Source organism: Bradyrhizobium sp. (assembly GCF_035701725.1).
Taxonomy (GTDB): Bacteria; Pseudomonadota; Alphaproteobacteria; order Rhizobiales; family Xanthobacteraceae; genus Bradyrhizobium.
Genome location: NZ_DASSRP010000272.1, coordinates 22000 through 33738 on the forward strand (window position 1 = coordinate 22000; position 11739 = coordinate 33738).

At 62.6% G+C, this 11739-nt stretch carries 11 protein-coding genes, 2 tRNA genes and 1 pseudogene; 5 read left to right on the forward strand and 9 right to left on the reverse strand.

The features are described from left to right. Positions 1-96 precede the first annotated feature (96 nt). Both VFL62_RS16340 and VFL62_RS16345 read left to right on the forward strand, forming a co-directional pair. A complete protein-coding gene (locus VFL62_RS16340) occupies positions 97-576 on the forward strand; it encodes a hypothetical protein (RefSeq protein ID WP_325173420.1) in 480 nt (159 codons plus the stop codon). A gap of 43 nt (positions 577-619) precedes the next feature. Further along, complete coding sequence (locus VFL62_RS16345) at positions 620-991, forward strand: hypothetical protein (RefSeq protein WP_325173421.1); 372 nt, start codon at positions 620-622, stop codon at positions 989-991. An 85-nt stretch (positions 992-1076) separates the two neighbouring features. On the opposite strand, the gene rlmB is transcribed toward VFL62_RS16345, so the two are convergent. Next, complete coding sequence (gene rlmB / locus VFL62_RS16350; RefSeq protein WP_325173422.1) at positions 1077-1931, reverse strand: 23S rRNA (guanosine(2251)-2'-O)-methyltransferase RlmB; 855 nt, start codon at positions 1929-1931, stop codon at positions 1077-1079. Between the two features lie 213 nt (positions 1932-2144). Here rlmB and VFL62_RS16355 point away from each other — a divergent pair. After that, a tRNA-Tyr gene (locus VFL62_RS16355) sits at positions 2145-2230 on the forward strand. Positions 2231-2318: 88 nt separating this feature from the next. Here the strand turns inward: VFL62_RS16355 and VFL62_RS16360 are convergent. The 5 genes from VFL62_RS16360 to VFL62_RS16380 form a co-directional block, all read right to left on the reverse strand. Continuing rightward, the gene (locus tag VFL62_RS16360) at positions 2319-2585 is read right to left on the reverse strand and encodes a DUF1496 domain-containing protein (protein ID WP_325173423.1); all 267 of its coding nucleotides are present in this window, start codon (positions 2583-2585) and stop codon (positions 2319-2321) included. Between the two features lie 79 nt (positions 2586-2664). After that, positions 2665-3684: an LLM class flavin-dependent oxidoreductase gene (locus VFL62_RS16365; RefSeq protein ID WP_325173424.1), complete on the reverse strand. Its 1020-nt coding sequence runs from the start codon at positions 3682-3684 to the stop codon at positions 2665-2667. Between the two features lie 113 nt (positions 3685-3797). Beyond that, on the reverse strand, positions 3798-4646 hold the full coding sequence (locus VFL62_RS16370; RefSeq protein ID WP_325173425.1) for a sugar phosphate isomerase/epimerase: 849 nt from the start codon (positions 4644-4646) through the stop codon (positions 3798-3800). An 18-nt stretch (positions 4647-4664) separates the two neighbouring features. After that, complete coding sequence (locus VFL62_RS16375) at positions 4665-6014, reverse strand: MFS transporter (protein WP_325173426.1); 1350 nt, start codon at positions 6012-6014, stop codon at positions 4665-4667. 187 nt (positions 6015-6201) lie between these two features. Further along, positions 6202-7074, reverse strand: coding sequence for a phytanoyl-CoA dioxygenase family protein (locus VFL62_RS16380; protein WP_325173427.1), 873 nt, complete (start codon positions 7072-7074; stop codon positions 6202-6204). A 99-nt stretch (positions 7075-7173) separates the two neighbouring features. Here VFL62_RS16380 and VFL62_RS16385 point away from each other — a divergent pair, with 99 nt between their 5' ends. Next, positions 7174-8187 carry a LacI family DNA-binding transcriptional regulator gene (locus VFL62_RS16385; RefSeq protein WP_325173428.1) on the forward strand — a complete coding sequence of 338 codons (1014 nt, stop codon included), beginning with the start codon at positions 7174-7176 and terminating at the stop codon, positions 8185-8187. 30 nt (positions 8188-8217) lie between these two features. Here VFL62_RS16385 and VFL62_RS16390 read toward each other — a convergent pair whose 3' ends face one another. Together VFL62_RS16390 and VFL62_RS16395 are read right to left on the reverse strand one after the other, a co-directional pair. Continuing rightward, a complete protein-coding gene (locus VFL62_RS16390) occupies positions 8218-9408 on the reverse strand; it encodes an alginate O-acetyltransferase AlgX-related protein (RefSeq protein ID WP_325173429.1) in 1191 nt (396 codons plus the stop codon). A 3-nt stretch (positions 9409-9411) separates the two neighbouring features. Further along, a complete protein-coding gene (locus VFL62_RS16395; protein ID WP_325173430.1) occupies positions 9412-10824 on the reverse strand; it encodes an MBOAT family O-acyltransferase in 1413 nt (470 codons plus the stop codon). 413 nt (positions 10825-11237) lie between these two features. Between VFL62_RS16395 and VFL62_RS16400 the strand changes: the two genes are divergently transcribed. Next, positions 11238-11311 (forward strand) — tRNA-Gly (locus tag VFL62_RS16400). 72 nt (positions 11312-11383) lie between these two features. On the opposite strand, the pseudogene VFL62_RS16405 reads toward VFL62_RS16400, so the two are convergent. Beyond that, positions 11384-11739: pseudogene (locus VFL62_RS16405) on the reverse strand (hypothetical protein); the annotation flags it as partial.

The following is an 11739-nucleotide window of genomic DNA, read 5'->3' on the forward strand; positions in this document are numbered from 1 at the left end:
GGCCTGCGCGTTAGGCTTACCGCGCGTTTAGATGCCCGCCTTAACCCTCGAAGCGTTGGCGTCGACTACGGTTACGGCCTCACGGGTTTGGATGCGATGCGTGCGTTCGTCACACTGGCTATCTTGATTGGAACAGCAGGGCTTGCTTGCGCCGAAAGCAACGGCCCCGTGATTGCCATTCCCGGCCGGCCCGGCGTGCCCGTCATCATCAACGGCGTGGATGCGTCCTATGCGGTCGTCGAAGGCGACTGGGGCCTCGACAAGGGCGTCCACCGTCAGCCGACAGTGTATGGCGGCCGCCCGATCGAGCCGATGCCGCCGGTCGGTCATTATTATCCCACAGCCGGAAATCTGCCGGGCTATGGCCGGCTCGAAATCGAAGGAGCCGACAAGCCGAAACCGGCGCCGTCCTTCCACCAATCCTGGTCCGCCGGGTCGAGGCAGGCTGATCCGCTGCCGTCGCTCAACCAGGTGCCGTCAAATCCACCGCCGGTGATCGTGGCGCCGAACAGCATTGAGCAGAACTTTTCCGGACCGGAGCGGCGGTTCCCAACCGACCCACAGCGCCGTCCGTAGCGCCGAGATTGAAATAACCAAGACGACCCAACAGGAGAGTGTAATGCGTAAGACGATTTTGGGATTGGCTGCGGCATTGGCCGTGACCGTGGCGGGGGCTGCGCCCGCTTTGGCCTGTGACAGCTGCTCACCGTGCGGTTATGTCAGCACCTGCGGTGCGGCCTACGTTCAGCCCTATATGCCCTATGAGCGTCTGCCCGACCCGGTCGTGCAGTATCACTCGGCGCCGATTGCGCCGCCGCAGTACTATTACGTCGAGCAAGGCCCGACCTATACCGGTCCCGGCGACCTCGCGCCCCACCGATATTACCAGGAGATGGGCGTCACAGCCTGGGGCTATCGTCACCACTACCGCCGCCACTGGCACCACTACGGCTACCGCTATCACCCGCGCGTGCTGCACAGCCTGTACTGATCGGCTGGATCTTCAGCCTCGCTGCTGACCCGACATCGGCGCCTGCTTTAATCCAAGCGCAGGCGCCTTTCTTTTTGAAGCAGCCTCAGCCCATCAGGCCGAGACGGCTCGCGCCAATGTAGAGCGCCAGCACCGCTGCATTCGAGACATTGAGGCTCTTGATCTCGCCGGGCATGTCGAGCCGGGCGACGATGCTGCAGGTTTCGCGTGTCAATTGCCGCAAGCCTTTGCCTTCGGCACCGAGCACCAGCGCTAAGGGCCGGTTCAGTTCGACAGCGCTGAGGTTTTGATCGCCCGCGCTGTCGAGACCGACGGTCATAAAGCCGCGATCGTTCATCTCGGTGAGCGCGCGGGCGAGATTCTGCACCGTCACCAGCGGCACCAGTTCCAGCGCGCCGGAGGCGGACTTCGCCAGCACGCCGGTCGCCTCGGGGCTATGGCGGGCCGTCGTGACGATGGCCTTCACTGCAAAGGCCGCGGCCGAGCGCATGATCGCGCCGACATTGTGTGGATCGGTGATCTGATCGAGCACCAGCACGATGCCGTCCTGCGGCAGCGTATCGATGTCGGGCGAGCGAAGCGGATCGGCTTCAGCCAGCATGCCCTGATGCACGGCGTCTGGTCCGAGCCGCTGGTCGATCACGCCAGGACGCACGATCTCGGGGGTTACTCGGGTCTCGATCTTTTCCTCGGCGAGCCGGCGGGCGGCATTTTCGGTCAAAAGCAGTTTGCGAATCCGCCGCCGCGGGTTTGCCAGAGCCGCCGTCACCGTGTGCCAGCCATAGAGGATCACGGTGTCGTCGGCCGCTCCCTCGCGTCCGCGCCAGGGCGCCTTCGAGCCTTTCCGGCCGGCATCGCGGCCAGGCGAGGGGCGCTTCTCCGGCCGTTTGCCGGCTCCCTCGAAGCGGTGGAATTTGGGCTTTCGGTCGCGCTCGCGCATGAAAAGGCTTGTCTCACGGGTTCTGGTTCAACGCAATTTACTGAGGCCCTGAAAATGTTGGCTTTTTCGTTCCCGGCCTCGGTTGACTTTACCGCCGTCCTTCGCCCATAAACGCGGCCGGCCGGTCCCTTCTGAAGGTCTTCCGGTTTTCAGCGTCATCGACAGGCTGATTCCCGCCGCCCCCTAGCGGCAAGCCACGATGAGGTTTGAAGCGGGGAAGTGTCCCGAGTGGCAAAGGGAGCTGACTGTAAATCAGCCGCCTCATGGCTTCGAAGGTTCGAGTCCTTCCTTCCCCACCATTGTCAGCCTTCTGAAATCACCTTGATTTCCATCGCGCCGGCGTCGGCTGCGGGCGTTGTCGTTGGGCCGCGCGGCGTCGTACGGGCCTCAGTTCTCGCGCCGCCGTTCTGGCGCGACCGTGAACGTGAAGGCGTTGGGCGTCAGATAGGCCCGCTCGCAGGCATTGGGCTGCGTCTGCGGCAGCTCAAGCTTGGTCCAACTGCCACCGTTGGTGCAGGTCTGGGTCGCGGTCGGCGAAATACAGAGCGTTGCGCCTTCGGAATATTGCTTGTCGGCATAGACACAGACGGCCTCCGCCGTACCGAAGCCCGCCGAGCCCATCAGCATGGCTACCCCCGCAACGACGCGTTTCATCATGCTCTCCCCAAAAATTTTCCGACAGGCGACATACCGCCGATAGACGACGATCAGACGACAGGGCGTGTGTAACCCGCTAACGCCACCCCAATGCCGGCGCGACGTGCTTGAGGATCGCCTCGATCACATGCGCGTTGTAGTCGACGCCCAATTGATTGGGGACGGTGAGCAGCAGCGTGTCGGCTTCCGCGATCGCTTCGTCTTGCTTGAGCTGTTCGATCAGCGCCGGCGGCTCGGCGGCATAGCTGCGGCCGAAGATCGCCCGCGTCTTCGGATCGATGAAGCCGATATGGTCATCGCTCTGGTCGCCGCCGAAATAGGCGCGGTCGCGATCGTCGACCAGCGCGAAGATGCTGCGGCTGACCGAGACGCGGGGGCTGCGCGTGTGGCCTGCTTCCTTCCAGGCCTCGCGGTAGGCGCGGATCTGCTTGGCCTGCTGAATATGAAAGGGCTCGCCGGTCTCGTCGTTCTTCAATGTCGAACTCTGCAGGTTCATGCCGAGCTTTGCCGCCCAGACCGCGGTCGCATTGGAGCCGGCGCCCCACCAGATACGCTCGCGCAGACCTTCGGAGTGCGGCTCCAGGCGCAACAGACCCGGCGGATTGGGAAACATCGGGCGCGGATTCGGTTGCGCAAACCCCTTGCCGCCGAGCAGGTCAAGAAATACTTCCGCATGCCGCCGGCCCATAGCGGCATCGTCCTGGCCTTCGGCCACCTGATAGCCGAAATAGCGCCAGCCATCGATCACCTGCTCAGGCGAGCCGCGGCTGATCCCAAGCTGCAGGCGTCCGCCGGCGATGAGATCGGCGCTGCCGGCATCCTCGATCATGTAGAGCGGATTTTCATAGCGCATGTCGATCACGGCGGTGCCGATCTCGATCTTGCTCGTCTTCGCGCCAACAGCTGCGAGCAGCGGGAACGGCGAGGCAAGCTGGCGGGCAAAGTGATGCACGCGGAAATAGGCGCCGTCGGCGCCTATTTCTTCGGCAGCAACCGCAAGGTCGATCGATTGCAGCAGCACGTCGGAAGCCGAGCGGGCCTGCGATTGCGGGGAGGGCGTCCAATGTCCGAACGAGAGAAAGCCGATTTTTTTCATGTCGGCTACTTAGCGATACCGAAGCCGAATTGCCAGTGTTGCGAATGTTAGGATCGGGCCACCAGTATCGCCGATGATACGAGGTATCCTAAGGGATACCGCGGTCTTCACCCTCAATCGCATCCCTCGACCGCGATCCGGTCCCACAGGTTGCGGATCATGTCCTTCATGACAAGTGCGTCCTGCCAGCGATCGGACAGTTCGCGGCCGTCGGCGCCGGTGATGGCATAAGGCGCTGGTCCCAGCTCACAGAGAAACGTCAGCGTGGCGTCGGGACCGGCGCGCTTTCTCCACGAGCGGATGCCGTACTCCCACCAGCCCATGAACAGGCCGAGCCAGCCCTGATTTTGCGGAAATCGAAACGAGATCTGCACCTGCTCGCGGCTTGCGACGCGGCCGTGCAAGGCCCAGCTGTTGTCGAGGATTCGATGCATCATGGCATGGTTGGTCTCGTCGACCGGCCAGGCGAATTCTCTCCCGACCAGATAGTGCGAGAGATCGGCGGTCAGCCGCAGATCGGGAAAGCAGTCGAGCAGCTGCAACGTAAAGAACAGATCGGTCGTCATCCGGTCGCGATGGGTCTCGATGTTCAGCGCAACGCTGGCCTGTTCTCCCAGCCGCCGCCATCCCTCGAGCAATGGAATGCAATCGGCAAGGCGATATGGCCGCACATCCGGTTGCAGGTTGACGTGATCGGCGCCGAGTTTGGCGACGAGCTCGAGAACGGGCTTCAAGTCGTCGACCGATTTCGGGTAGCACTGCGCTTGCCAGATCATGTCATGGGCGCGCAGGAAGCTTGTGACTTCGCTGGCAAACGAGGGATCGATGAAGCGGACGCCGGCGCCGTCAAACCCGGCATCGCGGATCATCGCGAGCTGGGTTTGAAGCGGCCATTCCGGTTCGTCCGCAAGCCGCCGTTCCATCGCCCATAGCGATTGCAGCACGCAAAGCTTCTGCGCCATGGCTCAAAGCCCGTCAGCTCAGGCCCGTTGGGGCATGGCTTGCGGAAGTTCGCTGGGCCGATGGGGCTCGGCGGCGGCAATGTCTTCCTTGTAGGTTTCAGGCCCGATCCAGATCGCAATGACTGTGCAGAGTGACAGGAAGATCGCGTAGCAGGCGACCGGCCACCAGGTGCCGTACGCGGCGACCAGCGCGGTGGCGACAAACGGCGCCGGGCCGCCCGACAGCAGCGATCCGAGTTCTCGCGCGAAGGCAAAGCCCGCGAAGCGACGCTGTGGCGGAAACAGTTCAGCGAAGTAGGCGGCCTGGGGGCCGAACATCGCCGCGATCACCACGGCTCGCGCCAGGATGAAGGCCAGCGCGATCAGGATCCACTCTTTGGTGCCGACCATCCAGAAGAACGGGAAGGCGAGCGCCACGCCGGCGAGCGCGCCGAACATATAGACCGGTCGCCGGCCGACTCGGTCGGACAGTGCGGCAAAGCCGAGGATCGCGAACAGCTCGACGACGAAGGCCAACATCAAGGCGCTGAGCGCTTCCGAGCTCGGAACGCCGACCGTCTTGATGACGTAGCTCAGACCGAACACCGGGAAGAAATAGCCGAGGCCGTTCTCCGCCATGCGTGCGCCGAGCACGACCAGGAAGTTGCGGGGATGATTGCGCAGCGCTTCCATCGCCGGGTTCTTCTCGACGATGCCGCGCGCGACGACCGCCTCCGTATAGACGGGCGTCTCCGCAACCCGCATGCGCACGTAGATACCGACGAGGATGAGGACGAAACTCGCCAGGAACGGCAAGCGCCAGCCCCAGTCCATCATCTGGTCTTTCGGCAGCGTCGATACCAGCGCGAATGCCGCCGCCGCCAAAAGATTGCCGACGGAAACACCGAGCGGCGCAAAGCCGCCCCAGAAGCCGCGATGGTTGGCCGGTGCGTTCTCGACCAGATAAATCACCGCACCGCCGTATTCGGCGCCGGCGCCAAGCCCCTGCACGACCCGCATGGCGACCAGGAAGATCGGGGCCCATACGCCGATTTGCGAGTAGGTCGGCAGGACGCCGATCAAGGTCGTGCCGAGACCGATCATCAAGAGCGTTGCGACCAGGACCGGCTTGCGGCCGTAACGGTCGCCGAGCACACCGAAGATGATGCCGCCGATCGGACGTACGGCGAAGCCGACGCCGAAAGTCAGGAACGAGAGCAGGGTGCCGACGACCGGATCGCTCTTCGGGAAGAACAATTCACCGAACACCAGCGCCGCGGCCGTGCCGTAGAGAAAGAAGTCATACCATTCGAGCGCCGAGCCGATGCTTGCGGCCAGCACAACACGTAGGCGCGAATTGCCGGCGCCATCGGCTCCCATCTTGGTCATGCGTTTCCCCGTATGTTTTGTTTTGTTTTGATTGTGGTTCTAGAGCGCTGGTTTTGAATGGATCAAAACCGGCGCTCTCATCTTTGTTTCGACGCGTGTTCTTCACGCGAACCGGTCGCCACTTCGATCGAAAACGCTTCGGAAGCAAAATGCCCGCGGGCGAAGCCTGCGGGCATTGTCGGTGTCACTACGCTGCGCGTGTGAAGTAGCTCTTCTTGGACGCCGATTGCGTCTCATAGATCGAGCCCTGCCGCTTGGGCGGAGGCAGCGGCATGCGGGCCGGCACGTCCGTGAGCCGCGGCGCGATCACTGGCGGTCCCGCCAACAGGCGGCTGTTGAACTCTTCGAAATCCTTCACACCGGCCAGGGGCCACGCGTCGCTGGCGGCGACCTCATAGAGCAGGAGGTTGCGCGGCCGGTTGGAGGTGTTCATCGCCGATCCGTGCAGCGCACGAACGTGATGGAAGGACATGCTGCCGGCCTTGCCCATGCAGGGCACCGCACGCTTGATTTCGTCCTGGATCAGGTCGGGATCGATCAGGCCGGCGAAGCAGCCGTCCTCACCGTGGTGGTTCCACATCGTCTCGCCGGTATGTGTGCCGGGCGTGACCAGCATCGGGCCGTTTTCGAGGTCGCAGTCGTCGAGCAGCACGCCGATCGCGAGGATGTCGTCATTGGTGTGCGGATAAAACGCCCAGTCCTGATGCCATTCCACCGGCGAGCCGTATTGCGCCGACTTCATGTTCAGCTTGGAGCCGTGCAGGCGCAGGCCAGGTCCGATGAGCTGGGTGAGAATCTCGATCACAGGCTGGCTGCGCACGATCTCATCGAAGATCGGGTGAACCTTGTGCGGCGTCTTGATGCGGCGGACGCGGGGATTCTCCGGCGTATGGCTGGGTTCGAGATCGTAGACGTCGGTGTGCTCCGACACATTGGCAGCGCCGGCCACCAGTTCGGCGATCACGCCGCGCACGCGCTGGAGGGTGTCGGCATCGAGCACCTCCGGCACGACGATGACGCCGTCGCGCTGATAGGCCTCCACCATGCTCTCAGGAATCATCAGTCTCGCTCCCTTTATATTAGTTATGTTAGCGCTAACATGGTGCGATGGTAGCGCTGTCATGCTAGAGGAGCAAGTGCAATTCGTGCATGGACGGTCATGGCCGAGAATTCGCCGCCCCAAGGCAGGGATCATCCTGCGGAACTTCCGCCGACGCTGTCGGCGGTGGCCAAACTCGCCGGCGTTTCGTCGATCACGGTGAGCCGGGTGGTGCGGTTACCGGCACAGGTGGCGCCGGAGACGCGCGCCCGGGTCGAGCGCGCGATGCGCCAACTCGGCTATGTTCCCAATCTCGTGGCCGGGGCCTTGGCGAGTGCACGGACCAATTCGGTCGGCGTGCTGGTGCCGACCATCGCCAATTCGATCTTCGCTGATACGGTGCAGGGATTATCCGACAAGCTCGAGCCGGCGGGCTTTTCGGTCATCCTCGCGCAATCGCGCTACGATGATCAGCTCGAGGACAGAATGCTGGCGGCGCTTTTGTCACGGCGCCCGGAGGCGATCATCATGGTGGGATCGCCCGCGACCGAAGACGGTGCGCGGCTGCTTCGCAACGCGCGAATACCTGTGGTCGAGACCTGGGACCTGCCGGCACATCCGATCGACGCGGTTGCCGGCTTCGACAACTTCAAGGCAGGCGTTGCGGTCGCAAGGCACCTGATCGCGCAGGGGCGGAAGCATCTTGCGTTCATCGGCGGCAACGAACCGCGGGGCACCCGCCGCTGGCTCGGGTTTCGCCAGGAGACACTGGCACACGGCTTGCCAGAGCCGCAAAGGTTGATCCTCGATCGCAACGCGCCCGGAAGCGCGGCTGCCAATCTGCATTTGCCGGACGTCGATGGGGTGTTTGCCGCCAATGATGCCTACGCGATCGGCTTCATGGCGGGCTTGCGCAAAGCCGGCCGGCTGCGTCAGGCGGCCGCTTCAGAACAGCCCGTCGCGGTTGTCGGCCTTGGCAATCTCGAAATGGGCCAGTTGATATCGCCTAGCCTGAGCACCATCAGCGTGCACGGACACAGTATCGGCCGCACGGCGGCGGCGCTGACGCTCGAGCGTGGTGGCGAGCGACACATCGACCTCGGATTCGAGTTGGTGCTGCGCGACAGCGGCTGACCGGGTGACGGTCAAAGCGAGGCGTCGCCGTCACGGGCGGTTGAGCAGGGCGCGCAGCGGATCGAGATAGCCGGCCTTGTCGACGAAGGATTCGTTTTCCTCGAGGATCATGACCTTGGCATCGCGCAGCGGCGCAAGGTCGCTGTCGACAAGATTGCGCTGCAGTTCGTGGATCGGCATGCCGCCGAAGCGGCCGAGGATCAGGTAGTAGTAGAATTGAAGGTGATCGAGGCAATTGGCCTCGATCATGATCCGCGCCGGCAGGTGGCCAAAGCTGGAACCGACCATGGCGACATTGAGCTGGCGCGCCGGGCTTGCCGCGCACGGCACGGAGGGCTGAAAACTCACCTTCGGGGTTTGATAGCCGAGCGGCGGGAAGAACACGTTGAGGAGATCGGCGAGTTCGCGGTCGGCGCCGTTCGCGGGTTTCGACAATGTGTAGGTGAAGGTGTAGGGCGGAATCAGTTCGCGCCCGGCCTGCTCGTTGATCGCATCCACGATCGCGGAGACCGCGCGTGCGCCTCCGACATCGTTCCAGTGCACGCCGCCTTGCGGGAACAGGTCGAATGGATAGCTGCCTTTTAGCGAATGGATCAGGCTCGCGGTATCCACCACATGGATGCCGCCTTGACGAAGCGCGCCGACATAATCAGGCACCAGCTGCGTCCGTGCGGCCGGCGTACTCGGGCAGGGCAGGCGGTCGACAAAGTATTCCGGCAGATGCGCCGCCTTGGACGGCGAGACCACGTAGACGAAAATGCCGCCGCGGCGCTCGTAGAAATTCTGGATGTCCTTCAGCTTGGGCAGGATGTCGGCCGCAAGTCTGGCGCCCATCCCTTCGGTGCGCGAGCAATAATCGCTGAGGTAGCTTCGTTCGATCAATTGTCCCTTCGCGCCCTTGACGACCTGCGGTGCGGTCAGTTCGCCGAATAGCTGATAACGTATTTCGTTGTTGACGTGAATCAGCAGCGCGCGAACCGGTATTGCGTCGGTGACGCGGCTGATCGCCGCTTTCTGAAAATCGCCGTCGAAAATATCGCGCAACGAGAACTGCACCGGCTTGTCGTAAGTGACGCCGCTGAGCTTGGGGCCGATCCTGAACATGCGCGAGGGGAAATATTGCATCGCCAGGAGATTCCAGGCGGTGCCGAGCGGCAGTAACGCCAGAAAGGCGCAGAAGGCGGCGCGGACGATCGGGCGGGAGAGCGCGAGATTGCCCATGGCTCAAAACCTGAAATAGATGAACGGCTGGAACGGCGCGGTCACCGCCCGCGCAATCGCCAGCACGTAGATGACGATGAGAAGGCCGATCGTGATCGCGCGCAGCGAGCGGCTCGCCTGATAGCGGCGGACCAGCGCCGGATACAGCGGGGTTGCCGGCAGCAGCGAGATGACGGCGCCGAGCGCAAGCGTGAACGGCAGTTCGGCCGGAATCTCCAGCGCGTCGGTGGCATGAGACATGCCGAACAGCGCCGATATGAAGCTCGTCAGATGCGCCGGCGACTCCGAGCGGAAGATGGCCCAGCCGATCATCACGATCAACAGCGTGACGAAGGTGGCGATCACGGCGCCGCATCGATTGAGCGCATCGCGCAGGAACAGCCGGTCAAGCGTCAGAAACAGGCCGTTATAGGCGCCCCAAAGCACGAAGTTCCAGCTCGCGCCATGCCAGAGCCCGGACAGCAGAAAGCAGATCCAGAGATTGAGATAAGTGCGCGCGTTGCTCTCGCGGTTTCCCCCAAGCGGTTTGTAGAGATAGTCGCGAATCCAGGTCGTCAGCGAGATGTGCCAACGCCGCCAGAACTCCGTGATCGACCGCGAGGCATAAGGCGCGTTGAAGTTTTCCCGCAAACCGAAGCCGAGCATGCGCGCCAGCCCGATCGCCATGTCGGAATAGCCGGCAAAATCGAAATAGATTTGCAAGGTGAAGCTTCCGAGCGCGAGCCAGGCATGGTTCGCACTGAGGCTTGCAGGATCGGCGGCGAAGGCCGTGTTGACGAAACTGCCGAGCGGATCGGCGATCAGGAGCTTGCGGCCGATGCCGCGGGAAAATCGCAGGAAGCCGTTGCCGAAGTCGTCCCACTCGACCGGTCGCGGCTTGGCGATCTGGTCCTGCATCTCGTGATATTTGAGAATAGGCCCGGCAAGAAGTTTCGGGAAGAACAGCACGAACAGGCAATAGTCGCGGAACGTTGCCGCGCGCTTCGAGATACCGCGATAAGTGTCGACCAGATAGGTGATCTTTTCGAACACCACGAAGGAGACGCCGATCGGCAGCGCCAGATGCAGCAGAGGCAGCCGCTGCGCGCCGAAGGGCGAGAGCACGGCGTTGAGATTGTCGGCGAGGAAATCGGCATATTTGTAGACGACGAGAATGCCGAGATTGAGGGCCACGCCAGCGCCAAGCACGAGCCGCCGCCTGCGGGTCGGCACCGGCTCGGTCAAGTGGAAAGAGAGCGCATAGTCGATCGCGGTTGACGCGAGCAGGATCAGGACAAAGGCGGGCTCGCCCCAGAAGTAGAACAGTGCGCTCGCAACCAGCAGCAACCATTTCCGCCCCGAGATGCCGCCAGCGAGCAGGTAGACCGCGTAGAAGGCAGGAAAGATCGTGATGAACAGCGGTTCGTAAAACAGCATGTGCGGGTCGGCGTTGTTTTCCGAACAGCGGCGGCAGGGTCGCCGCGATGGCTCTTGGCGAATCGATAAAGCACGGCTGCAAGAGCGAGTGCAACGGGCTGGCGTCCCCGTAAGGCACGCGGCCCGGACAAAATAAAAAGGCGCGGCGGAAACCCGTCGCGCCCCATTCTTGAAACTCGCTGGTCCAGGCGCTGAGAAACGCCCTGATGCCAAGAAAAGCGCTTAGCGGGCGATCCCAGCGAGGTGACAGCGCTTGGTAAAAGACACTGGATCACCTCCTTTCGTTGTTAATGGAGACATTAATATAGGCCGCCGGTCCGGGCCTGTTAAGGGCAGCCGGATTTGGGCCCGATTTGCTGCCGCGAAGGGTGGTTGAGGCGGGGCGCCGGTCGTGTTAGGGGATCGGCCTGCACGCGGGTGTAGCTCAATGGTAGAGCAGCAGCCTTCCAAGCTGAATACGAGGGTTCGATTCCCTTCACCCGCTCCAATGATTTCAACGGCTTATCATGTCAAGAACTTTCCATTCCGACAAGGTCAGCTTGCTCATTCCGACAAATGTTCACTTTCCCTTCGCCTGTTTGGCTTGCCGCGCGCGGCGTTTGATGCGCTTCATTTGCGCGTCCTGCTTGCCCTCGTCGTCGTCATGCAGGTAGTTCGCCATCGCCTTCACCGATGACCACTGCCCTTTCTCCATCAACTGCAACGTGGTCAGTCCGGACGATTTAGATTCGGTGGCCCCGCCATGCCGACCAAACGAGGTGAACGTCAGTTCGGACCGCAATCCTGCGGCCAGAATGATCTTCTTCGAAATTCGTTGGACCTGCGTCAGGATCTCACCCTTGCCAAACCACGGCAGGCTGCTGCCGTCACGCCGCAGCATCAGCCCGCCTGTGGGCCGCAACTTCTTGATGGCGT